The organism is Streptomyces sp. NBC_01707 (genome assembly GCF_041438805.1).
In the GTDB taxonomy this organism is placed as follows: Bacteria; Actinomycetota; Actinomycetes; order Streptomycetales; family Streptomycetaceae; genus Streptomyces.
The window spans coordinates 6,287,842-6,311,475 of record NZ_CP109190.1 but is presented as its reverse complement, the minus strand read 5'-3'; the positions used below and the strand labels follow the sequence as shown (position 1 = coordinate 6,311,475).

Sequence of the window (23,634 nt, the reverse complement as noted above, 5' to 3'; positions counted from 1 at the left end):
GATGAGCACGGCAGAACCTTCCTCCCCCGGGGTCTCCGCCCGGATGAGTCGCCAAGCGCGCCGCGACACCACCCCTGAGGTGGCGGTCCGGAAATTGCTGCATGCCGCGGGCTATCGCTATCGGATCAACGAACGCGTGCCGGGCATGTCCCGGCGCACCATCGACATCGCCTTCACCCGGGCCAAGGTGGCAGTGATGATCGACGGATGCTTCTGGCACGGTTGCCCCGAACACGCCACGCAACCGAAGGCGAACGCCGAGTGGTGGCGGCAGAAGCTGGATCGGAACATGGCACGGGACGTGGAGACGACGGCGCATCTGACGGCGGCCGGGTGGACGGTGCTGCGGTTCTGGGAGCATGTGCCGGCGGCAAATGTCGCGGCAGCGGTACGTACGGTGGTGGATCGGGAGACACGCGAGCAGGGCGGACGGGGAGCGAATGACTGACCGACTGGGTTTCGTGGACGTCTGCGCGGGGGCGGGCGGCCTGGCATTGGGGCTGGAGAGTGCGGGTTTCTCGCCGGTGCTCCTGCTCGACAACAAGCCCCAGGCGTGCGCGACCCTTCTCGCCAACCGACCGGACTGGAAGGTCGTCTGCGAGGACATGATCAGCTTCCTCCCTGAAGAGCACCCGGAGACCCTGGACGTCGACCTGCTCTCGGCGGGCCTGCCCCGCGTGAAGTCCTCGGCCGCGGTGGGACGGCCGGACAGCGAGCCGGAACTGCGGCTGCTCATGGCCACGATCTACCTGCTCCACTCCGTCCAGCCCCGCGCCCTGCTGCTGGAGAACCTTCCGGCACTCGTCGACTCGCCCGTCTATGCGGAGGTACGCCGGTTCATCGCGGAGGAACTGGCTCACCTCGGCTACCGATGGAGCTGGTTCGTACTGAACGCCGCGGACTTCGGCGTGCCGCAGGACCGTGAGCAGGGTGTCCTGGTGGCACTCAAGGAGCCCTGGTTCGACGCCTTCGCCCCGCCGAAGGCGACGGTGGGCGAACACGTCTCGGCCGGTCAGGCACTGCGCGACTCGATGGCGGCACGAGGCTGGCCGGAGGCCGAAGCCTGGGCGGATCAGGCGACCGCCGTGGCTCCGACCCTCGTCGGCGGCTCGGACAACCGGGGCGGTGCCGACGTCGGCCCGACCGGCACGAAGCGTGCCTGGGCACGGATGGGGATCAACGGGAACGCGTTCGCCGACGAGGTGCCGGGTCCGGACTATCTGTGGCCCCGCTCGAACGACGTGGCGCATATGCCGAAAATCACGGTGGACCAGGCCGCCGTCGTGCAGGCGTTCCCCCCGGAGTGGCAGATCACAGGCCAGAAGACCGCCCGATACCGACAGATCGGCCATGCCACCCCTCCGCCGGTCGGCAGGGCACTCGGCGAGGCGATCGCGACCGCGTTGCGATCCTCTGGCCGGGCGTAGCCGATGGCCGATGGCACACCGGACAGCCGGCTAAACTTCTCGCACATGAGCCACGACACGCACACATCCACCTCACCTGCGGTTTTTCGCATCGTGGACCTGTTCGCAGGACCTGGAGGGCTGGATGTGGCTGCGGAGGCCCTCGGACATCAGGTCACCGGCATCGAATGGGACGACAACGCCTGCGAGACCCGCGCGGCGGCGGGGATGGACACCTTCGCCGGTGACGTCAGGGACTATCGGGCCATGGACTTCCCGTGCGCCCAGGTGCTGACGGGCGGACCACCGTGCCAGACGTTCACCGTCGCCGGACACGGGGCCGGCCGCAGGGCCTTGGACGACGTGCTGGAGTACATCGCGCAGCTGCACGACGCCGTGCGCTCGAAGTCGACGCCTTGGCGTGAGATCTTCCGCACCTGGCGCAAGATCTCCGAGGAACTACGGCGCAAGGCCGCCGAGGCAGATGTCGTCAAAGCCGCGAAGCGCGAGGACGAGGCGGTCCGTTCGGTCACCCGCAAGGCGGCCAGGAAGAGCCTCGCCGAGCACGGTTGCTCGACCGAGGAGATCGAGTTCGCTCTGAAGACGCTGGAGGCACCTCTCGGCCTCGCCCACCGGGACGCCGACGTCAAGAACCTGTTCGACGCTCTCGTCTCTCTGGAGAAGTCCCTCGACGCACATCGGGCCAGGTTGGAGGAGCTGGGCGATGAACGGACCGGGCTCGTTCTTCAACCGCTGTGGTGGGTGATCGAACGCAGCCGACGCCCGGGGCTTGATCCCTACGAGGCCGTCGTGCTGGAACAGGTACCCGCCGTGATGCCTGTGTGGAAGGAGTACGAGAAGGTGCTGGCCGCCCTCGACTACCGGACGAAGACGCAGATGATGCACACCGAGGCGTTCGGCGTCCCACAGACCCGTAGGCGTGCCGTGCTCATGGCCAGGTACAAGACCGACGTCCGGGAGCTGGAGGAGACCCACCACCGCTACCGGCCGGGCGGTGTTCCCGCGGCCTCCCTTGACGCAGATCGCGCGGACACCCCGCTCTGGGGTGTCGACGAGGCAAGCGTCGGCAGGAGAAAGAAGAGAAGGCCGAAGGGCCCCTGGGTGCCCATGGAAGCCGCCTTGAAGGAGGCTCGGCGCATCGCGCGGGAGACCGCTCCAGATCTGGAACTGCCGGACCGCCCTGCCTTCACCGTCGTCTCGAACTACGGGACAGGCGGCGACCCGGCCGCACGAGGGCGCCGTGACCACGACGCCCCGTCCTCGACGGTCACCGGGAAGGTGTCCCGCAACCGGCTCGTCCACAAGGGCACGAACACAGATCTTCCCCGCTTCGAACTCGCCGAGGCCGGGGTGCTCCAGACGTTCCCCGTCGCGTATCCCTGGCAGGGACGGGACCGGTCCCAGCAGATCGGCAACGCAGTGCCGCCTCGGCTCGCACTGCACGTGCTCCTGAATGTGCTCGAACCGAAACTGAGCGAGGAGAAGGTCGACGCCAGGCTGGACCAGGCCGTGGAGAAGCTCGAGAACTGGCGTCTCCCGAGCGCGCCTGCGAGGATCCGCCGGCGGAAGGATCTGAAGGGCCACCCTCTCAACGGTGGGTGACCCCTCCAGCTCACCCCTGCGGCGCCCGCCCTCGGACCGGGGCCGTCTCGAAGAGGTCGGCGAAATACTTGGTCAGCGTCTCCACGGACTCCTCGGGGACCGGTTCCTCCTCCGGGCCGATCGGCAACTCGTGGCGGGGTACGGGAGGCGCGGTCTCGGCCTCCTCGATCCAGCGGCGCAGATCTTCGGGGTCCCGCCACTCGTCGGCGGCCATCGCGTCGTAGACCAGAGTGGCGCCGGCCGTGTTGATCGCGGCCATGAGGCCGGTGAACTCACGGCCGGTGGTGGCAATGCCGCTCTGGAAAATACGGACCAACGCCTGGGCCGTCGGGCGGTGGTCGACCAGGTCAGACCGCATCACGCTGTGGATCATGTCCTGGTTGGAGCAGGCGGCCACCACCGGGGCATAGTCCCCGCCGTTGCGGAACACTTCGGCCGCCCACCACAGGCGCGAGAAGCACTGACGGTCGGAGGCGCCCTTGAAACGGGCCGCGGCGACACGGGGATCGGGGGTCTTCGCCGAAGGCACAGGAGGATGCCGCCACACCACGTAGTCCGGGGCGACACCGAGCGCGAGGTGGTTCCAGATCCGCCGATCGGCGGCCTCCCGCCGGGTCAGGCGAAGAGCTGCGTGCAGACGGGGGGCCAACCATGCGTCGGCCTCCGTCCGGTTCTCCTTGAACTGGTGCAACGCGTCGTCGATCAGTTCCCGGAGGGGTTCCACTCGCCAGCGGGGGTCCTCCTCCGGCAGAGGCTCGACGACCTTCGCCAGGTCCACTCCCCCGTGCCCCTGGATCCCCCGGAGAAGATCCTCGGTGAGGAAGGGATCGGCGGCCGTCGCGGAGAGCAGACCGAGTCGCGGGGGAAGGTAGTGCGGCTGCTCGATCACGGCCGGTCCTCTCGGTTGATCTGCTGAAGCGCGCGCAGGGCGTTGGCGAGCGACTGGCGCGCACCGGCACGACGCACGGCGGCGTAGTGGACGCGGGTCTGGAGTTCCGCCCATCCCGCGTCGCCGGTCCGCCGTCGATGCACCTGGCGCAGTGCGTCCTCGGCCCGGAGGCCGGGCACCACGTCGGGGAGCATCTCCCGCAGCACTTCCCCCCTCCAGTCGGAGGGGAAGACGGGCGAGCCGTCGGCCTCGACCTCCAGGTCACCGACCGCGCTGTGGAAGACGGCCGTCCACACGTCGGTGGCCATCTGCGAGAGCAACAGCTCCTGGACCTTGCTCTCCATCCCGCCGGTCTCACCACCGAGCAGGTCGGAGAACCCCTCGACGTCGGTGTTGACCATCACCACCGGAAGCCGGCCCGAGGCGTCGACGACCCAGGGGGCATCGGCGTATGGACGCAACCACTCCCGCGCGCTCTTGCTGAAGCTCGTCTGCTTCACGTCGAGGCGGAGTCCGCCGAGCGGTTCCTCGGCGGTCGTGTCGATCGTCCAGTCGGTGTCGGTCTCGGTGATCGCCCGGCCCTGCACTCCGTCCACGGTGGCGACCGCGTGGACCGCCAGATCGGCACGACCGACGTGGTCGTCGCGGCGCACCTCGATCGCGCCGGACCATTCCTTGCTGTCCGGGGCGTCCTGGCGGAGTTCGACCGTGGTGCGGAGGTTGGTGTCGCCGTCGGTGAGCACCGCGAGGACCCGTAGATCGCTCCATGGGGCGTCGGGGTCGGTGGCACCGGGGGGCAGCGTCGCGGACAGGCCGATCCTGGCGGAAAGCCAATCCTCGTGCTGTGCCACGCCCAGGGCCACGGTCGTCTGGGGCGTCGAGAACGCCGAGGTGTCCAAGTGGTCACGGGTGCGGTCGGGCAGCCTGAGCGAGACCGACGTCACCCTCAGACCGACCGGACGGTTGAGTCGCTTGTACGGATAGAACTTCATGCCTCACTCCCCTGAGCCGGCACGGAGTTCGAGCGCGAGTCGCGTGAGTTCGGTGCGGACCGGATGACTGGTGGGATCGGTGGCCCCACGGAACACCGCCTTGCGGGCACCTTGCTCGAAGTGCAGAACTCCGCCTTCCACCTGGCAGCCCTCCACTGCGACGAGTTCGGCCCAGTCGAGTCTTGGCCTGCCGCCCGAGCGGACGTCGAGGAGGACCACAGGGGTCATCGCAGGCAGTTCGTCGGCGCGGGGAAGCTTTACCTCCGCCGTGATCCGCCATTCCTTGCTCTCGCCGATCTCGGCGTCCAGCTCGACCAGCTCCGGCACGGTCGGCCCGGCACGCCGCTTGGGGGCCGCGGTCTTGCGCTGGACGGTGAGCTTCTTGCGCAGCTTGGCGCTCTCCTCGGAGCCGGGGCGCTTCGGCCGGACCACAAGCTCCTTGACGGCTGCGTTGACCTCGGTGGTGAGTCGGGAGATCCGATTGTGGGCACTGTGGGACCAACGGAGGGTCAACTCCTCGGTCTGGCCCCATCGATCGTGCTCCGGAGGCTCAGCGGCCCGCAGGAACTCCTCGGCCTCTCCTGCGAAGGGCGCCGCCTCTCCCGCCGCGTGGCCCACCAGGAGAACGGCCTGGAACTGGGTGACGCCCAGAGGCAGACCGTGGACGGTCGACTTCTTGATGGTCATCCGGTTGCCACGAAGCGAGTGGACCTGGTTCGGTACCCCGTCCTTGTCCTCGGCCTCCGTGACCAGGAGCACGCCTTGGTGCGTGCCGAGCGTGCCCGCACGTCCGCCGGACATGGGGAGCCTGAGCGGAACGGTACGGAGGGCCACCTGGCCGGCCTCGGTGAGCCGGTCCACGGTCGTACCCTCGTAGAACGCACGCAACGCCCGGCTGCGCGAGGGCTGGGTGTCGGTGGGGTCGACGGTCTCCTCCTCCACGACGACCTCGCCGTTGCGATACGTGCGCACCGAGGTCTCCAACAGCGGGAGCCTGCTGCCGCCTCCGGTCATGGCCGCCCAGAAATCCCGGCCCAGTGCCTCGATTAGGCGTCGATGCATGACACGGATGTCGCGGATCCCGTCACCGTCGCCCGTGTTGCCTTCATCGTCGTCCGAGGCCGTTCCACCCTGTTCGAGACTCGCCACGTCGTGGGCACCGACGATGAGGAAGGACGTGCCCGGCTCGTCGTTGTCGCGGGTGAGATAGAGGCGATCGACCGTCTCCTCGTCGGCCCACCAGGAGCGGACCACTTCCGCGTTGTGCGTCTCGGGATCGGGGCGCCCCAGCCAGGCCGGGCCCGCGTACGCGGTGTCGTCGACGGAGCGCCACGGCAGCTCCAGCCGCCCGATGACGCGGCGCTCGGTGCGACCCTCGTGCGGCACGGAGAGGGTGGAGTTGATGAGCACCATGCCCAGCGCGCTGGTGGCCCAGAGCGTCGCCTTGCCGAGGCCGTACGAACCTCCGGCACCGCGCCCCGACTTGAGGCTTTCCAACTGCCTTCGGACGACTGCCGCGAACTTGCCGTCGCCGTAGTCGTCGCCGGTGAGGCCCGAGGCGTTGTAGTCGTCGACCCGAAGGAGGATCAGGCGGCCCTTTTCGAACATGTCGCGTACGCCCGCGTCCACGACGCGGCCGACCTTCTGATCGGCGGCGGACTCGGAGACCGCCGAGTAGTGGGGTTGGAGTTCGTCCCAGAGCAGGGCGGAGCGGAACGCCTCCAGCTTCTCGCCCGTGAGTTCATGGATGGTGTAGCGCACCCGGACGGGACGTCCGTTCTCCACCAGCCGCTCGTCGAGGCTGTTCTGGCACGTCTCGCGCGCGAGGACCTGGACGTCCGCGTCGAAGGCGAAGGCCGCTGCGTTACCGCCGTCGCGGCCTCCGTCCTGGTAGCCCGGTCGGTGGTACCAGGTGACCGGGAGGCCGGCCTGCGTATCGGTGGTCCGGGTGTGCACGGTGCCCAGGTCCGTGCCGAGCGCCTTCGCGATCTCGCCCATGACAGTGGGGCGCGGCACGGAGCGCTTGGTGATCCACGCCGAGACCGCGGCCCTGGTCAGACCCAGCTCGTCGGCCAGCTCCGCCTGCGTCTTACCCGCGATCTTGAGCTGACGGGACAGCCAGGGCCCGAACTCCTCACCGACCTCCATAGGGCCTCCCACTCCTCGCCGTATGTCGTTGTGCCCACGATCACGGACAGGCTAATTTGACGGCGCGAAGCACGTCAACTACCGCTTGACGCAATCCGATCGCCCTCCATCACCGTCACGAAGCCCACCGTGCATGTTATGTCCGGTTTAGGAATTCCGGGCGGCTACCCCCGCGGACCATCGAGTCCCGAACGCGAACGCTCACTGCAAAGCGGAGACGTCAACTCCAGTAACTCGTAAGCCAATTGGGGTGACACGAACGGGTGACGCGACCTAGGATCTTCGACGGCGGCATTATCCGCCCCGCTCGGAGAACTCCCGTGCGGCAATAGGTGAGTTGTGTCGTTTTGCATTCACACAACCCCGGACGCACTGCAGCCGCGGGGACCCTCGACAGAGAGCCGAAGGGCGCTGAAATCCCATGGAAGACCCTCCCGAAGAGACGGACTCCCCGCACCACTGCGTTCCTCATTCGCTGTGCGAAATCCACTCCGTGTCCTTACAGCTCTGTTTAGCCAGTTCTGAATCGGAAAGAAAGCAGATTCTCGACTCGTCCGGCATGACGGTCGAGGAATTCGGCGAACTCTTCGGTCACAGTTACAGATTCACCGACTCCGCAGACGTCTGAACAACCGGTCCCTCCTCCACGCGTGCATCAGCGAGCCCAAAGCTCGCCGGATCGCATAACCCCAGTTCAAACGGGTTCGGACCACTTCATGCTCGACCCTGTCGTCCCCTTTACGCCATGCCGTCCACAACAGGAGCCGTGAAGAAGCATGTCCGCTTCCCCGCTTTCGGTCATTCCCACTGTCGTCGAACAGTCGTCTCGCGTCCTGCAGACCTACAAGGTCGACCCCGGTCTGATTCCCGAGCATGCCAATGGTGAGCGCCGCATCACCCAGGGTGGATACGGCGACCGCCAGCTCTTCGAACTCGTGCAGAACGCGACCGACGAGATCGCCGCCGACCCCGGCGGCTCCGTCCAGGTCGTTCTCACCGACACGCACCTGTACTGCGCCAACGAGGGCGAACCGGTGACTCCCGAGGGTGCGGAAACCATCCTTCGAATGAGCATGTCGCGCAAGCGAGGAGGGCAGATCGGCCGTTTCGGGGTGGGTGTGAAATCTGTTCTGGTCGTGACCGACACCCCGCAGTTCTTCAGCAGCTCCGGCTCCTTCGGGTTCGACCGCGAATGGGCACTCGGGAAGATCCTTTCGGTTCCCGGCGTGCGGGAGCGCCTGGGTGAGCGGTTCGAGGCACCGGTGCTTCGTATGGCGCGTCCCCTCGATGTGGATGCGGAGCGGGCTCAGGACACCGTCCTGGACGAGTTGCTGAGATGGGCAACGACCGTCGTCCGCCTGCCGTTGCTCCCCGGAGCCGCCGGCCGGTTGGCGCTGGACATGCACGGTGGGCGCACGACAGCCGGATCGGCCCGTGAGGAGTTCCCGCTCGGCTTCCAGCTGCTCTCCCCGCATGTGGCGAAGGTCGTCCTCGAGGACCGTCGGCCTCGGCCTGCCGTCCGACGCGTGCTGACGAGCGAGCAGTCCGGTGACCTGCACACCGTGGTGGAGGAGAGAACGGGAAGGCCGGCTTTCAGCACCCGCTGGCGGGTCTTCTCCACCACGCACGAACCCGGTCCGGCAGCTCGGGCCGACGCCGGCGAACTGCACGACCGGCTCGCTCTGGACCTCGCCTGGGCCGTTCCCGCGCTGGAGAAGGACGAGAAGAGCGGCCTCTACGTCAGCCCCCAGGCCCGGGGACGGGGACGCTTCTGGTCCTTCTTCCCGACGAAGTACGAGATGTCCCTGAGCGGCATCCTCAACGGCGCCTGGAAGACCAACGAGGACCGACAGAACCTGCTCGACTCCTCGCCGTTCAACGAGGAGATGGTCAAGGTCTCGGCGGCGCTGGTGATCGACTCCCTCACCCGTCTGGCTCCCGCCGAGGACCCCGCCGCGTACCTCCCGCTGCTGCCAGGCCGGGTGAAGGAGGCGATCAGCTGGGCCGACGAGTTCCTGACCCGGGAGATCTGGGAACGGGCGGCCGTCCGTCCGTCGCTGCCCGATCAGGAGGGCGTGCTGCGCGTCCCCACCGAGCTGCTCGTCGCCCCGCGCCTCGACAAGGACAAGAACGCCGGCTGGCTGCGGATGTGGCACGAGGCCCCCGGCCGCCCGTCGAACTGGCTGCACCCGAACGCCGAGGCCGACACGCTGCGTTCGGGCAAGGTCGAACACATTCTCGGTGCGGCCGATCACCGGCGGGCGGGCGTGCGCGAATGGCTGGAGGCTTTGGTCGCGAGCGGCGACGCCGAGGCGTCCGCCACGGCGATCCGCATCCTCGCCGACATGATCGAGAGCAGGTCGCCGTACGCCGAGGAGGCCCGCAAGGCCGAGATCGTGCTCACCGAGGAGCATGGCCTCGTCGCCCCTGTACCCGGTCAGGTGTTCCGGCGTGCGGACGAGGGCGGACTGCGCGAGTCCCTGAAGTACGTGGTCGGCGAGATCGCACAGAACCCGAGGCTCGTCTCCGCCCTCGACCTCCTCGGCATCCGTGAAGCCGACGTCGAAGGCCGGTTCATCAGCGTGCTCGACCAGGGCTTCGACGGCTACGCGGACGCCGAGTGGGAGCGCTTCTGGGACCTGTTCCGTCAGGCCGGCGGTTGCCGTCTGACCCACACGGTGCTTCAGCAGGTACCGAACGCCCGCGAGACCCTGCGGGTACGGACGGCGGACGGGAGGTTCCGGCCGGTGCGCGACTGCATGCTGCCGGGTGCGGTGGTCGACGCGAGGCGCGACCCGGGCATCGCCGTCGACGTGCGATTCCACTCCGACGACCTCGCCTTCTTCCGGGAGATCGGTCTGCGTGAACGACCGTCGGGCTCGATGCGTCCGGAGGGCGAGGCCTGGTTCGAGGAGTACCGGGAAGCCGTCCACGCCTCCTACCTGCGCGCCCCGGACGCCCCTCGCATCGGCATCAACAGAATGAAGGTGGAGGGGTCACCGATCGGTGGTCCACTGCACCTCTTCCGGTCGCTCTCGCAGGAATCGCGCGCGGCCTTCCTGAAGGCTCTTCCGGACGAGGCCGTGGTGGACAACTGGACGCGGCAGATCGGCGTCCAGACGAGCACCCGCCGGGCCGTGGTGTCCCCGATCCGCTGGATGCTCAGGAGGCACGGGTCCGTCTCCACCTCTCAGGGCATCAGGCCGTTGGGGGAGGCCGTCGGACCCCAGCTCGCCGCCTACCGCGATGTGCTGCCGGTCGCTGACATCTCCCCGGAGAAGGCTCGCAAGCTGCGCCTGCCCATCACGGTCGACGAGGTCCCGGCCGAGCACTGGGAGACCCTCCTGTCGGAGGTGACCCGGAGCGAGGACGACACCTTCGTGGGCAACACCTACGTGATGCTGACCCGATTCGACGCGACCTTCCCCGAGGACTCGCTGACTCGCTGCCGGATCGGCGACACCTGGGACACCCGCCCCGACGAGGAGATCACCGTCGCGGTCGGCCCGACCGAGTACCAGGCACTGCGCGCGGAACAGCTTCCCGCCCTGCTGGTGGCGACCTCCGAGGACGCCGAGCTGATGATCGAGAAGTGGGGCATGAAGCGGTACTCCGATGCCATCACCCTGGAGACCCGCGAGGTCCCGGACGGCGACCCGGTTCCGCTCGTGGAGCTGTACCCCGCCCTGCGCCAGCGGTTGAACAGCGGCAACCGGAACACGGTGATACAGCGGTGCACCGAGCTGGAGGAGGTGACCCGAACCCTGAACGGCGTGAAGCCCCGTCCCCTCGACGCGGTACGCCAGGGCGGCACGGTCAAGGTCCGCGTCCCCCTGGCCGCCGAGCCGATGCTCCGTCTGATCGACCGGGAACTGGAGCTCGGTCTCGGTACCGCCGGCTGCAGGGCGGTGTTGGAGCACCAGGACCGCATGGCACGTGACGCGAAGACGAAGGCGGCCCGGCAGGCCGTTCGCGACGCCGACGACGTGGTCACCAAGATCGAGCTGCTGATCGGCGCGGAAGCCCTCCGCACCGGGCTGCCCGACGGGCTGATGGACGCCGAGCTGCAGGAGAGCGACGGCACCGAGCCCTCGGGGCAACGGATCGCGCAGATGGCCTTCAACTCGCACGGTGACGGTGTGCTCCAGGAGCACACCCGCGACATCCAGGCCAGATTCCCCGACGCGCCGGTGGCCTACGGTGGTTCGCCTGCCGCCGTGGCGTTCGTGTCGGACCTGAGACTGCCGGTGGGCTTCGCCGGTTCCAGGACTCCCTCACCGCCCGCATTCGAGACGGTGGACGGCCCCCGGGACTTTCCTCGTCTCCACGACTACCAGGAGGACCTGGTCCGCAACATCACCACCCTGCTCGACCGGCTCGCCCCGCAGCGCGCCATGCTGTCGCTGCCCACCGGCGCGGGCAAGACGCGGGTCACGTCCGAGGCCGTGATCCGCTGGGTGAAGCGGGTGGGTGACCTGGGAGGTCCGCTGCTGTGGATCGCGCAGACCGAGGAGCTGTGCGAACAGGCCGTACAGAGCTGGAAGTTCGTGTGGAGCAGAGTAGGCGCAGAGCGACCGCTCACCATCAGCCGGCTCTGGAGCAGTCACGAGGTGGGGAACGTGGTCGATCATCCGCATCTGGTGATCGCCACGGACGCAAAGCTGGAGCGATGCCTGAGCACCGACCAGTACGCCTGGCTGCGGCAGGCCGCGCTGGTGATCGTGGACGAGGCCCACATCGCCATCTCCAAGCGGTACACCGGAATACTGACGCAGCTGGGGCTCACTCAGTACGAAACCGGGCGGCATCTGCTCGGGCTGACCGCAACCCCCTTCCGCAACACCAACGAGGAAGAGACGAGAAGACTGGTCAACCGCTTCGGCAACCGTCGCCTCGACGAGGGGGTCTTCCCGTCCGGCGATCCGTACCGGGACCTCCAGGAATGGGGAATGCTCGCGCAGGTGGAGCACCGCACCCTGGAGGGTGGCCGGATCGAGCTGAAGCCCGAGGAGAAGGCGCAGGCCGACCGGATGGCGACGCTCTCCCGCGCTGCCGAACAGCGGCTCGCCGACGACCACGCACGCAGCCGCCGCATCGTCGACGAGGTCGCCGCTCTCCCGGAGAACCCGCCGACTCTGCTCTTCGCCACCTCCGTGGATCACGCCAAGTACCTGGCCGCCATGCTCAACGACCGCGGGATCCCGTCCGCCGCCGTGGACTCGACCACCAGTGCGCAGGACAGGCGTCGGCGCATCGAGGACTTCCGTGCCGGACGTATCCAGGTCCTGACCAACTACGGCGTCCTTACACAGGGGTTCGACGCTCCCTCCACGCGTGTCGTGGTGGTGGCCCGCCCGGTCTACAGCACCAACGTCTACCAGCAGATGATCGGTCGGGGTCTGCGCGGCCCGAAGAACGGCGGCGAACCCACCTGCCTGATCCTCAACGTCAGCGACAACATCGCCAACTTCGACACCCAGCTCGCCTTCACCCAGTTCGAGCACCTCTGGAGCAGAAAGTGACCGACGCCTACCTCGACAGCCCCCCGCTCACCGACGAGCAGCGGGCCGTGGTCGAACAGCACTGGGACGCGCGTGTCCTGGTCACCGCCGGAGCCGGCGCGGGGAAGACGCACACCCTGGTGCGCCGGCTCGACGCGCTGTGCGGCGACGAGAACCCGGACGGGGCGCTGGAGGCCGCCGAGATCCTGGTGCTCACCTTCTCCCGGGCCGCCGCCCGGGAACTGCGCGAACGGATCTCCCGGCACGGGGAACGGGCCCATCGGGTGCGGGCCCGGACCTTCGACTCGTGGGCCTACGAAGTGCTCCTCCAGGCGCATCCGGACGGCGAGTGGGGATCGGTCGGATTCGACGAGCGGATAGCCGCCGCGACCCGCGCGATCGAGAAGGGCGCGCTGGAGGTCGGCGACGCCGTACCGCCCGCGCATGTCGTGATCGACGAGGTCCAGGACCTGCTGGGCGGGCGCCGCGAACTGGTGGAGACCCTCCTCGACCGGTACCAGGAGGCCTGCGGTTTCACCGTCGTAGGAGACGCGGCACAGTCCGTCTACGGCTTCCAGATCGCCGACGCCGACGAACGTGCGGACGAGACCGGCCGGTTCTTCGACTGGCTGCGCTGCTCGTACCCCGACGACCTGGTGGAGCTGCGGCTCACTCAGAATTTCCGAGCGGCCACGCCGGAGGCCCGGGTGGCGCTGGCGCACGGACCGCGCCTCCAGCGGGTCACCGACCCGGACGAGGCCGGCACTCTCTACGACGAGCTGCGCGATCTGCTCCTGGACCCGGTGAACGCCATGGGCGACCTCACCGACGAGTTCGCCTTGGCCGGACTGCGAGACGTCACGGACAGCTGCGCTATCCTCACGCGCGACAACAGGGAGGCCCTCGTAGTCTCCGGTCTGCTGCACGCGCACGGCGTCGAGCACATGCTGCGGCGCCCGCTCGAAGAGCGTCCGGTGCCGTACTGGGTCGCCGAGCTGCTGCGTCGCACGGAAGCGACAGGTCTCACCGAGGACCGGTTCCGTACCCTCCTCGCGGAGATCCCGCTCGGCTACGGACCAAACGCCGACGCGCTGTGGACGGTGTTGCGTCGAGTCGCGCGCGGATCCGGACGTGGTGTGGTCGATCTGGACCGGCTGCGTCGTGCGGTCGCCGACGGCCGGTTCCCCGACGAGGCCGCTGCCCCGGAGACCGCCCGGATCGTCGTCTCCACCGTGCACCGGGCCAAGGGTCTCGAGTTCGACCGCGTGATCGTCCTGGCCCCGCCGACCGTCGCGGAACTCCAGAAGCGCCACAAGGACGAGCTCGATCTCCCCGCCGAGGCGCGCGCTCTCTACGTGGCGATGACCCGCGCCCGCCACGACCTGTACCACGCGCCCTCTCCCGAACTGCCGCACTTCAGGAATGCAGGTCATCGACAGGGTGGCCGGCGCTTCCTCGGGACGTGGCGGTCGTACGACAGGCTCGGGATCGTCGCCGAAGCGGGTGATGTGTGTCGGGACGACCCGCCGGGCCACGAGACGGACGCCGTCGCCACCCAGAGGTATCTCCTGGAACAGGTCCGCTCCGGCCAGGCAGTGGTGCTGCGCAGACGCCACGACGTACCGATGGGCGAGATGCAGAGCCCGCCATACGTCCTGCTGCACGACGGGCGGGAGATCGGCGAGGGCTCGCAACGGTTCCGCGAGGAGCTGTTCCAGGTGCAGAAGGTGAACCGCACCTGGGACCCCTGGTGGCCCGACGAGATCCACGACCTGTGGATCGACACCCTGGAGACCGTGACGGGCAGCACCGCCGCCGGTGCCAATGCGGGGCTCGGTGACCGGGGCGTGTGGATCGCACCGCGGATCACCGGCATCGGCCGGTACCGGAGAGCCGACGACAACAAGGAGCAGAGCGCGTGACACAGACATCAGGTCGGCACTCCGAGCACTATCGGGTCCGGGACGAGGAGCTCCTGGTCGGACTCCGCCGTGAGCTCCTCGGCCCCGCCGAGGACGCCGAGCCGGACGACCGGGACGAGGTACTCACCCAGGACGCGCCGATCGATCGCTATCTCACCGGCGTGCTGTACCCGCGTGCCGCCGACAGAGCCGCGCAGAAGCGGAAGGACGAGGACGCCGCCGAACAGGAGGGTCTGGACGTCACCCCGCTGCTCCGCCGCGACGACGTCGAGGAGTCCGGTACGGGGCAGGACGTCGGCGCCGCGGCGGACCGTCGTCCTTCCTCGATGGGTCTGACCTTCGCGGTCGACCCGGGCATAAGCGACACAATCGTGGTCTCGGCGCGCGCCGCCGTCTACGAGCCCACAGACGCGGACGGCCATCCGATCCCTGCCCACCGTGCCGAGGCCCGTACCACCGCCGACCAGCGGGAGCATTGGCGACGCAAGGAACTCGAACTCCCGGACTTCCAGTTCGACGTCACGACGCCCGACAGCGACAAGCGCAAGGGGCTCGACGACAGGGTCCTACTTCGGGTGAACGTCCGTCGCCCCGACCCCACCACCGGCACGGTCACGATCACGGTCACTCTGATCAACACGCAGAAGGTCGGCGAGCGGGATCTCCAGGACGCCTTCTCCCTGTTCCAGTGCGGTCTGACGGTACGGGCAGCCAACGGCTCCACGGCGTTCGTCGAACGTCCCGCCCCGGCCGCCGCCCATGACCCGGAGATTGCCACCAGTCGGCTGCTGCACCGCCATGCTCCGACCTTCGCCGTCGGTCACGGCTGCACCGCCGAATGGGACTGGACCCCGCCGCCGATTGGTGTGACCGACCCCGTTCCGGCCGCGGTCACCGAGGTTCGGAGCGAGTTCGTGCCCAGTGTGGAGGTGCTGCTCACCGACTCCAATCCGGAGATCGACAGCTCGGCGCTGTCCATGCTGGGGCTGGCGGAGAGGTCCGACGCCGAGGTACTGGCCGCTCTGGGGGAGCTGGCCATGGGCTACGACCTGTGGATCGACCGTAAGGCCATCGAGGCGGCGGCCCTGGCGGGCAGCGCGCACGAGAAGCCCGCTTCGATCCAGGTGGAGGCCTGCTGCGAGGCTCTCGACCGGATCCGTGAGGGCATCGAGCTGCTCCGGACCAAGCCCGATCTGATGAGGGCGTTCCGACTGGCCAACCGGGCCATGGCCGAGCAGCGCGCCCGCAGCGCCTGGGTGAAGAGCGGGCGCGTCGGCTCCCCCGATCCGGCCGCCGGTCGCTGGCGCCCCTTCCAGATCGCTTTCGTGCTCCTCTGTCTGGCCGGCATCGACGATCCCGGGCACCGCGACCGGGAGGTTTCCGACCTGTTGTGGTTCCCCACCGGTGGTGGCAAGACGGAGGCCTATCTCGGACTGATCGCCCTCACGTCGTTCCTGCGCCGCATCCGCAAGGGCGCGCACGGCGGCGGTGTCACCGTCCTCATGCGCTACACGTTGCGTCTGCTCACTCTCCAGCAGTTCGAGCGCGCGGCGATCCTGCTCTGCGCCATGGAAAACATGCGACGTCACACTCCCGAGCTGGGCCAGGAGGAGTTCTCCGTCGGCATGTGGGTGGGCCGTTCGGCCACCCCCAACACGCTGGCCGAGGCGAGCCTGAAACTCGACGAGCTGCAGCGGAGCCTCGACAAGCGCCTCGCCACCGAGAACCCCGTCCAGTTGCATGCCTGTCCTTGGTGCGGGACCCGCCTCGACGCCCGGGACTACAAGGTCGACGAGGACGCCAAGCGGATGAACATCCGCTGCCCCGGCACGCGCTGCGACTTCACCGACGGCCTGCCCGTCCACCTGATCGACGAGGCGGTGTACGACGCCCGTCCCACGCTGGTGATCGCCACCGTCGACAAGTTCGCCTCGATGCCGTGGCGTCCGGCAACCTCCGCGCTCTTCAACCGCGACGACCCGGACGGCGCCATCCCGCCCCCGGAACTGATCGTCCAGGACGAACTCCACCTGATCTCAGGACCGTTGGGAACGCTCACCGGCCTCTACGAGACGGCCGTCGACGCGCTCGCCGACCGCCCCAAGGTGATCGCCTCCACGGCGACCATCCGTCGCGCCGCCGACCAGGGTCGCCATCTCTTCGCCCGCGACGTACGGCAGTTCCCGCCCGCCGGCCTGGACGCCCGCGACTCATGGTTCGCCGTGGAGACACCGCGCGAGGAGAAGGCGAGCCGCCGCTACGTCGGCCTCCTGGCCCCCGGCACCAGCCAGTCCACGCTGCTGATCCGCACGTACGCCACCCTGTTGCACCGGGCCAAGCATGCGAAGACCGACGACGAGGTGCGCGACGCCTACTGGAGTCTCGTCGGCTACTTCAACAGCCTCCGACTGCTCTCGGCGGCCGAACTCCAGGTGCACGACGACGTGGTGGCCTATCTGGAGCTGCTCGCCGAACGGGAGGGCGTGGAGGTCCGCTCGGTCGCCAACTACTCGGAGCTGACGAGCCGGATCGACGCCAGCGAGATCCCCACCCGTCTGAAAGGCATCGAGAAGCGGCTCCCCGACGAGGACACCGTGGACGTCCTGCTCGCCACCAACATGATCGCGGTGGGTGTGGACGTGGACCGCCTCGGCCTCATGGCCGTGATGGGCCAGCCACAGACGACCGCCGAGTACATCCAGGCCACCAGCCGGGTCGGCCGCGCGTACCCCGGACTGGTCACGGTCATGCTCAACTCGTCCCGCTCCCGGGACCGTTCACATTACGAGAGCTTCCAGCACTTCCACTCGGCCCTGTACCGCGAGGTCGAGTCCACCTCGGTCACCCCGTTCTCCGCCCGCGCCCGCGAACGGGGCCTGCACGCGGTGATCGTTGCCCTGGCCCGCATCATGATCCCGGCCGCCCGGCCGAACGACGGGGCAGGCAGGGTCGAGTCCTACGAAGACGTGCTCCGGGGCACCATCAAGTCCGTGCTCCTGGAACGCGTCCGCGGAGTCACCCCGGAAGAGACCGAGGCCGTGTCCCAAGGCTTCGACGAGTTCGTCGACTGGTGGTGCGAGGAGGCCGACATCCACAGCGGCCTGCTCTTCGAACCCCTCCGAGGCCGTCGCGCCCCCTCGCTCCTGAAGGCGTACGACGACGAGACCGAGGATGCCGAGGCGTGGTCCACGCTCTGGAGCCTGCGCGACGTCGACGCCGAGTCCGCCCTGTTCATGGAGGGAACCCGATGACCCCGCCCCCCGCCCGCCGTCGCCGGACCGGTGCGAACGGCGCCGCCCCCGCCCACAGCTTGCCCCGACGCGGCACGGTCCGCCGGGCCCAGGCGATCACCACATACGGTGTCGGATCGCTCCTTGCCGTCGACCACGAGTCCTTCGTGATCTCGGGCCTGGACGGGGCCGACCGGAGCTGGAGCTCGGACGAATCGCCGCGGATCCACGAGAGGCGCCTGGCCCGACTGCTCGACGTCAAGTACTTCAGGCTGCCGCCCGCGTCCGACGACACGAGCACGGACGGGCTGCGGGTCCGACGATTCCCCCTGATGCACTCCTGCCCGGAGTGCATGGAGCTGCAACGGCACCAGGACTTCAACCCACCCTCCGGTCGAAGCGTGTGCGGCACATGCGAAGTCGATCTCGCGCCCTCCCGTTTCGTCGTCGCCTGCGAGGCCGGGCACCTCGACGAGTTCCCGTACCGGCAGTGGGTGCACCGCTCCACCGAACGCGGGGCCTCGACGGTCGGGCCGTGCGGCGGGAAGCTCAGGTTGCGCTCGTCCGGGCGGACATCCTCGCTCCGCTCCATCCTCGTCTCCTGCACCTGTGGAAAGGCCTCCGAGGTCTCGATGGAGGGCTCCTTCCGCAGGAACGCGCTAAAGGATCTGGGGCTCAAGTGCCAAGGCGCCCGCCCTTGGCTCGGCACCTCCGTTCCCGCCCAGGAGTGCGGACTGCCCCTGCGCACGCTCCAGCGCGGTTCTTCGGCTGTGTGGCAGCCGGTACTGAAGTCCGCGCTCTCCATCCCGCCGTGGAGCGACGGTCGCACAGATCCGCTCGCCGAACACTGGGAGAAGCTTCGGAAGTACGACGACCGCGTGTCCGTCGGGATCTATCTCGATGCCGTTTTCCCCGAGAAGTGGCCCATTTCCCTCGACGAAGTGATGACGCTGCTCGACGCGGAACGCGAGGAGGACTCCGACGGTGAGACGGCTCCCACCTTCGACCATCGCTACCGCGCCCTGCGCAACAAGGAGTACGAGCGTCTCTGCTCGGGCAACGACGAGAGCGAGCAGTCCCACGACGAGCAGTTCGTCTGCGAGACCCCGCAGGGCGACCAGCGTGTGCTCGGTCCGCTCGGTATCACCGGTCCGATGCTGGTCAAGAAGCTCCGAGAGGTGCGCGCGCTGAAGGCGTTCACCCGACTCGCCGATCCCGACTCGACGACCGATTCGAAGGAGATGCCCCTCTCCTCGTCGCCGATGCTCTGGCTCCCGGCCATGGAGGTACGCGGTGAGGGAGTCTTCCTCCGTCTGGACGAGGACCGGCTCGGCACCTGGGAGAAGGCCGTGGCGGTGGCGGCCCGGGTCGAGCGGATGCACACCGCTCACCAGCGCGTGCTGGACCAGCGGGCCGGCGACCAGGGCCAGGCCGTGCCCTCTCCCGCCACGCCTCGCATGGTGCTGCTGCACACGTTGGCCCATGTCCTCATCAACGAGTGGAGCCTGGAGGCCGGATACCCTGCCGCTTCTCTGCGCGAGCGCCTGTACGCCGACGACGACATGGCCGGAGTACTCGTCTACACGGCGACGAGCGACTCGGCAGGCAGTCTCGGCGGTCTCGTGGCGCAGGGCGAACCGGAGCTTCTCGATCGCACGGTGCGTTCGGCGGTCCACCGCGCCGAGTGGTGTTCCTCGGACCCGCTCTGCATGGAGACGGAGATGTCCGGCGCAGGCGGAGTCAACCTTGCCGCCTGTCACGCCTGCGTGATGCTCCCCGAGACGAGCTGCGAGCACAACAACATCCTGTTGGACCGCGCACTGCTCGTCGGCACCCCGGACGATCCACACCTGGGCTTCTTCACGAACATACTGGAGCAGTGATATTCGGCTGGCCGTGGGACACCGACATGGATCGGCGCCTTACACCACCCACGCCTCGGTGGGCTCGGAGACTGGACGGTAGCTGGCGCTTCGTTTCCAGTCCCCGCGCTTCAGAGCTGAGGGCGGCCTCGGACCGGCGGATCGCCTGCCGCACTCAGCTCACCACGATCATCGCCGACTGGCTGTCAAAACGCTGCTGAGCTCGGTCCAGGATCTCTTCCTCGTCGCAGCCGTGCGCCCGAAGCCAGTGAAGGAAGTCCGTGATGAGATCGATCACCGCTTCCTCGGCCAAGGCCGTGCTCAGCCGACTCGGCTTGGACTCGCCTGCCGACTTCACCACTGCATAGAGATGCAGCAGGGCTTCAGCCCGCGTGACACCGGATCCTGCGACATGGCCGTTTGCGCGGCCGGCGCTGTGGTCAGCTCGCACCAAGTCACCTTCCGGTCAACGAGGAGTTGAACGCCCCAGCGGTCGGCCACACCGGTGATGAGCCCCATACCCCGACCCGTTTCGCAGTCGACGCCTTCGTGGAGGAGCGTGGGCAGAGTGCGGGTGTCGGGGTCATGGACCTCGATGCGCAGATCGCTGCCCTTCATGGACACGGCGAGGGTGGTGGGGGTGCCGCGACCGACGTGGATGATCACGTTGGAGACGAGTTCGCTGACGCAGAGTTGGGCCGCGTCGATGAGTTCGCCCAAGCCCCACAGCCCCAAGTGGATCCGCAGCACGCGCCGTGGAACCTGCACTTCCTCAGGCTCCGCCAGAAAGTGCAGGTTCCACGGCTTTCGTGACATACACGCTTCCCGGATCACGAAGACCCCTCTCGTCGCATGCCGTCTCCCCCTGACCCCACATGATCAGCGGAGCGTTACGCGCGCTCACAGTGAGTGGCGCCATTGGAAGGATGAACTGAGCGCATCCCCTAATGCAATGTGCACGGCGAGATTCGCTCCTTAGAGTGATTGGCTGAGTCGGCCGGTTCCGGTGGGATGGAATCTCCGTTATGCGAGAGGGAGTTGATATGGCCGGTTCACCGACAGCACGTCGCCGCCGACTGGCGATCGAGCTCAAGAAGCTCCGCGAGGAGAGTGGCCTGACCTGCAACCAAGTCGGCAAGGAGCTCGACTGGAGCGGTTCCAAGGTCAATCGGCTGGAGACCGGCCAGGGGCGGGTTCAGCCATCGGACGTGGACGCGTTGTGCCGCTTCTACGGAACATCAGACGAACTGCGCGACCTCCTGAAGTCTCTCGCGAAGGAATCCAAGACCAAGGGCTGGTGGCACGCCCACGGCGACGCCGTGCCTTCGTGGTTCTCGGTCTACGTAGGGCTGGAGCAGGCCGCCTCCGATCTCCGCAGCTACCAGGGGGAGTTCATTCCTGGGCTGCTTCAGACGGCGGAGTACGCAGCCGAGCTGAGCCGGGCCTCGGCCGACCTGTCCGATGACGAGATTCAGCGACTGGTCGACGTGCGCATGCGTCGGCAGCAGCTCCTCACAGCCGAGAATCCGCCGGATCTCTGGACGGTGATTCACGAGAGCACTCTCAAGCACGTGGTCGGCAGCCGAGCGGTCATGGCCAGGCAGCTGGAACGTGCTCTCGGCATCGCGAGACTCAGAAATGTGACCGTGCAGGTGCTGCCCTACGACGCGGGTGCCTACCCGGTCACAGGTCCGTTCACCGTTCTCGGCTTTCCGGAGCAAGAGGACCCTGACGTGGTCTACCGGGAAGGACTGACCGACTCGGTCTACCTCGAAAGCGCTGCGGATGTCAGCCTGTACACAAAGGCGTTCGACCATCTCAGGGCGCTGGCTCTCAGCCCTGAGCGATCGAGCTCATTGATCCGCGAGACCCTCGAGGAGCATTCCCGATGAACCTGCCCACCGCTCCCACCCAGTGGCGAAAGAGCAGCTACAGCAACGGAACGGGTGGCGAGTGCGTGGAGGTCGCGGACCTGTGTTCGGCGGTTGGTGTACGGGACTCCAAGCAGCCCCGTAGGCCCCACATAGCCGTACGCCACAGCGCGTGGGCGGGCTTCGTCGCATTCCTGCGCACCCAGTAGGTCGGGGTCCGATCCACCTCGCCACCGTTCGAGGGTGACGACGCACTGTCCGGCAGGGGCGAGTACCCCTGCCGGTCAGCGGGCCAGCCAGGTCAGGCCGTGGCGCAGCTGGCACCGCTCAGGGTGAACGCGGTCGGTGCGGCGTTGGTCGTGCCCTTGCCGGCGGTGAAGCCGACCGTGACCGACCCACCGGTGGGGATCGTGGAGGTGTACGAGGCGGGAGCGACGCTCACCGTGCCGCCGTTCTGGGTGGGGACGCCTCCCCACATGTTGGTGACGGTCTGGCCGTCGGCGAAGGCGAAGGCGAGGGTCCAGCCGTTGATGGCGGTGGCGCCGGTGTTGCGGATGGTGATCTCGCCCTGGAAGCCGTCGGGCCACTCGCCGACGACGCGGTAGCCGACGGCGCAGCCCACACCGGGTGTGCTGCCGCCCTTGTCCGTGGTCACACTCACCGTGTCCGAGCGGGCCGAGCGGTTCCCGGCCGCGTCGCGGGCGTAGACGGCGAAGGTGTACGCCGTGTCGGCGGTGAGGCCGGTCACGGTGGTGGTGTTGGTGGCGGAGGCGGCGACCGTGGTCTCGGAGCCGCCGCTGACGCGGACGATGTCGTAGCCGGTGACGCCGACGTTGTCGGTGGCGGCAGTCCAGGTGAGGGTGACGGAGGTGGCGGCCACGGCAGAGGCGGTCGGGGTGCCGGCAGCGGACGGGGCCTGGGTGTCGCCGGGGTTGCCGCCTCCGTAGACGGTGGCTTCCCGGGAGGTCTGGGCGATGCCGTTGACGCCGTTGAAGATGCGCCGGCCCCAGGAGCTGAGCCGGCTGGGATCGAAGTCGATCGCCAGGTCGAGGATCGGGTCGGTGTTGCCGCTCCACGACCATGCCAGGTAGCCGAGTCTGAGCTGCTCGGCGGTGGCCATCATGGTGTCCTCGTCAGGGTCGCCGTACTGGTCGGCGGGACCCCCGAACTCGCCGATGAGGATGGGCAGTCCGGCGTCGACGAAGGCATGCAGGTAGTCGGTGACCTTCTGGGCGGTGTTGTAGACGCTGTACATGTGGATCGAGAAGATCAGGTTGCCGGTGGGGTCGGCGTCATAGACGGACTGGGCGTTGGCGCGCATGACCCCTTGCCAGTCCTGGCCCCAGTTGGGCGCATCCACCATGATCGTGTGCTGGAGCCCGGCGTCCCGCAGTTTCTGGACGGCGGCGATCGTGGGCGCGGTCCAGCCCCCGGGGTTGGTGTTGCCCCAGGGCTCGTTGCCGATGTTGATGATCACGTAGTTCTCTTCGCCGGCGAGCACGTCCTGCAGGCCGATCCAGTAGTCGGCGGCGTGGTCGAGCGTGCCGGCCGCGGCGTCCTCGCCGTAGCCGGTGGTGTCGTGCACCTCCAGTACGCAGATGAGCCGGTTGGCCTTGCACTGGGCGACGATGCCGGCCACGTCCGCGGGGCTGTTCTCGCTCCAGCGGTAGCCGTCGGAGAGAACGACGCGGACGGTGTTGGCGCCCAACGCCTTGATGTCGGCCAGCGACCGGGTCTCGCCCGGGTACCAGGTGTGGGCGTGGTTGACGCCGCGCATGATGAAGTCGTTTCCGTTGCCTTCGAGTAAGCGGCCGTCACTGATGTGGAGGCCGGTGGCGAGGTCGTCGGCCGACCGGGCGTGGGCCGTGCCCAGGCCGAGGGCACTGAGAGCGATGATCCCGAGGAGGGTGGCCAGTGCGGTCAGCAGGGCGGTGACGGGGCCCGTTCGTGTCGTGCTTCTTGTTGCTCTCACTGCGACTCCAGAGGGTGAGCGCCAAAAGGACTGAGCATCAGAAGGAACATGGGAGCGCTCCCATAAAGTCATTCAGTCAGGGGCACGTCAATACATCGCGCACACGCCGGCATCTGAAAGGCCGGTGTGCGGGTGCGATCCCGACCCCGAACCCGTTACGGGGAAGGAGGATGGGCCGCGGGCACTCGACGCGTAGGGGGCGTACCTGTAGCGTCCCG

The 23,634-nt window shown here is 68.2% G+C and carries 15 protein-coding genes; 9 read left to right on the top strand and 6 right to left on the bottom strand.

The genetic code is table 11. The features are described 5' to 3' along the window. Window position 1 precedes the first annotated feature (1 nt). Genes OG963_RS28345 through OG963_RS28335 form a run of 3 tightly spaced genes read left to right on the top strand, consistent with a single transcriptional unit; the run spans window position 2 to window position 3,029 of the window. Window positions 2–448: a very short patch repair endonuclease gene (locus OG963_RS28345; protein ID WP_371799594.1), complete on the top strand. Its 447-nt coding sequence runs from the start codon at window positions 2–4 to the stop codon at window positions 446–448. Next, a complete protein-coding gene (locus tag OG963_RS28340) occupies window positions 441–1,427 on the top strand; it encodes a DNA cytosine methyltransferase (protein ID WP_362275193.1) in 987 nt (328 codons plus the stop codon). Before OG963_RS28345 ends, OG963_RS28340 begins: the two co-directional genes overlap by 8 nt. A 45-nt stretch (window positions 1,428–1,472) precedes the next feature. Continuing rightward, complete coding sequence (locus OG963_RS28335) at window positions 1,473–3,029, top strand: DNA cytosine methyltransferase (RefSeq protein ID WP_371799593.1); 1,557 nt, start codon at window positions 1,473–1,475, stop codon at window positions 3,027–3,029. A gap of 10 nt (window positions 3,030–3,039) precedes the next feature. On the opposite strand, the gene OG963_RS28330 is transcribed toward OG963_RS28335, so the two are convergent. The 3 genes from OG963_RS28330 to OG963_RS28320 are packed head-to-tail and all read right to left on the bottom strand — an operon-like array spanning window position 3,040 to window position 7,058. Beyond that, window positions 3,040–3,918 carry a DUF6339 family protein gene (locus tag OG963_RS28330; RefSeq protein WP_371799592.1) on the bottom strand — a complete coding sequence of 293 codons (879 nt, stop codon included), beginning with the start codon at window positions 3,916–3,918 and terminating at the stop codon, window positions 3,040–3,042. Next, complete coding sequence (locus OG963_RS28325) at window positions 3,915–4,910, bottom strand: hypothetical protein (RefSeq protein WP_371799591.1); 996 nt, start codon at window positions 4,908–4,910, stop codon at window positions 3,915–3,917. Before OG963_RS28325 ends, OG963_RS28330 begins: the two co-directional genes overlap by 4 nt. Before the next feature lie 3 nt (window positions 4,911–4,913). Next, entirely contained in the window at window positions 4,914–7,058 is a 2,145-nt protein-coding gene (locus OG963_RS28320) for a helix-turn-helix transcriptional regulator (RefSeq protein ID WP_362275183.1), read from the bottom strand. A 776-nt stretch (window positions 7,059–7,834) separates the two neighbouring features. Here OG963_RS28320 and OG963_RS28315 point away from each other — a divergent pair. Genes OG963_RS28315 through drmB form a run of 4 tightly spaced genes read left to right on the top strand, consistent with a single transcriptional unit; the run spans window position 7,835 to window position 19,594 of the window. Beyond that, window positions 7,835–12,580: a DEAD/DEAH box helicase gene (locus OG963_RS28315; protein WP_371799590.1), complete on the top strand. Its 4,746-nt coding sequence runs from the start codon at window positions 7,835–7,837 to the stop codon at window positions 12,578–12,580. Beyond that, window positions 12,577–14,481 carry a UvrD-helicase domain-containing protein gene (locus tag OG963_RS28310; RefSeq protein ID WP_362275177.1) on the top strand — a complete coding sequence of 635 codons (1,905 nt, stop codon included), beginning with the start codon at window positions 12,577–12,579 and terminating at the stop codon, window positions 14,479–14,481. The genes OG963_RS28315 and OG963_RS28310 overlap by 4 nt, the downstream gene beginning before the upstream one ends. After that, complete coding sequence (locus tag OG963_RS28305) at window positions 14,478–17,732, top strand: helicase-related protein (RefSeq protein WP_371799589.1); 3,255 nt, start codon at window positions 14,478–14,480, stop codon at window positions 17,730–17,732. The genes OG963_RS28310 and OG963_RS28305 overlap by 4 nt, the downstream gene beginning before the upstream one ends. Next, complete coding sequence (gene drmB, locus OG963_RS28300; RefSeq protein WP_371799588.1) at window positions 17,729–19,594, top strand: DrmB family protein; 1,866 nt, start codon at window positions 17,729–17,731, stop codon at window positions 19,592–19,594. The genes OG963_RS28305 and drmB overlap by 4 nt, the downstream gene beginning before the upstream one ends. A gap of 154 nt (window positions 19,595–19,748) precedes the next feature. Here drmB and OG963_RS28295 read toward each other — a convergent pair whose 3' ends face one another. Then, window positions 19,749–19,931: a hypothetical protein gene (locus OG963_RS28295; RefSeq protein WP_371799587.1), complete on the bottom strand. Its 183-nt coding sequence runs from the start codon at window positions 19,929–19,931 to the stop codon at window positions 19,749–19,751. Next, a complete protein-coding gene (locus OG963_RS28290) occupies window positions 19,928–20,407 on the bottom strand; it encodes an ATP-binding protein (protein WP_371799586.1) in 480 nt (159 codons plus the stop codon). The genes OG963_RS28295 and OG963_RS28290 overlap by 4 nt, the downstream gene beginning before the upstream one ends. 209 nt (window positions 20,408–20,616) lie before the next feature. On the opposite strand from OG963_RS28290, the gene OG963_RS28285 reads away from it, so the two are divergent. Together OG963_RS28285 and OG963_RS28280 are read left to right on the top strand one after the other, a co-directional pair. Beyond that, on the top strand, window positions 20,617–21,465 hold the full coding sequence (locus OG963_RS28285) for a helix-turn-helix transcriptional regulator (protein ID WP_362275163.1): 849 nt from the start codon (window positions 20,617–20,619) through the stop codon (window positions 21,463–21,465). Beyond that, a complete protein-coding gene (locus OG963_RS28280) occupies window positions 21,462–21,653 on the top strand; it encodes a DUF397 domain-containing protein (RefSeq protein ID WP_362275160.1) in 192 nt (63 codons plus the stop codon). The genes OG963_RS28285 and OG963_RS28280 overlap by 4 nt, the downstream gene beginning before the upstream one ends. Window positions 21,654–21,745: 92 nt before the next feature. On the opposite strand, the gene OG963_RS28275 is transcribed toward OG963_RS28280, so the two are convergent. Further along, a complete protein-coding gene (locus OG963_RS28275; protein ID WP_371799585.1) occupies window positions 21,746–23,416 on the bottom strand; it encodes a cellulase family glycosylhydrolase in 1,671 nt (556 codons plus the stop codon). Window positions 23,417–23,634: the final 218 nt, after the last annotated feature.

What these genes read in the sequence shown, in the direction of transcription:
- OG963_RS28345 (WP_371799594.1), top strand. Translation starts at nt 2, where the DNA reads ATGAGCACGGCAGAACCTTCCTCCCCCGGGGTCTCCGCCCGGATGAGT.
- drmB (WP_371799588.1), top strand. Translation starts at nt 17,729, where the DNA reads ATGACCCCGCCCCCCGCCCGCCGTCGCCGGACCGGTGCGAACGGCGCC.
- OG963_RS28315 (WP_371799590.1), top strand. Translation starts at nt 7,835, where the DNA reads ATGTCCGCTTCCCCGCTTTCGGTCATTCCCACTGTCGTCGAACAGTCG.
- OG963_RS28320 (WP_362275183.1), bottom strand. Translation starts at nt 7,058, where the DNA reads ATGGAGGTCGGTGAGGAGTTCGGGCCCTGGCTGTCCCGTCAGCTCAAG.
- OG963_RS28340 (WP_362275193.1), top strand. Translation starts at nt 441, where the DNA reads ATGACTGACCGACTGGGTTTCGTGGACGTCTGCGCGGGGGCGGGCGGC.
- OG963_RS28335 (WP_371799593.1), top strand. Translation starts at nt 1,473, where the DNA reads ATGAGCCACGACACGCACACATCCACCTCACCTGCGGTTTTTCGCATC.
- OG963_RS28325 (WP_371799591.1), bottom strand. Translation starts at nt 4,910, where the DNA reads ATGAAGTTCTATCCGTACAAGCGACTCAACCGTCCGGTCGGTCTGAGG.
- OG963_RS28285 (WP_362275163.1), top strand. Translation starts at nt 20,617, where the DNA reads ATGGCCGGTTCACCGACAGCACGTCGCCGCCGACTGGCGATCGAGCTC.
- OG963_RS28280 (WP_362275160.1), top strand. Translation starts at nt 21,462, where the DNA reads ATGAACCTGCCCACCGCTCCCACCCAGTGGCGAAAGAGCAGCTACAGC.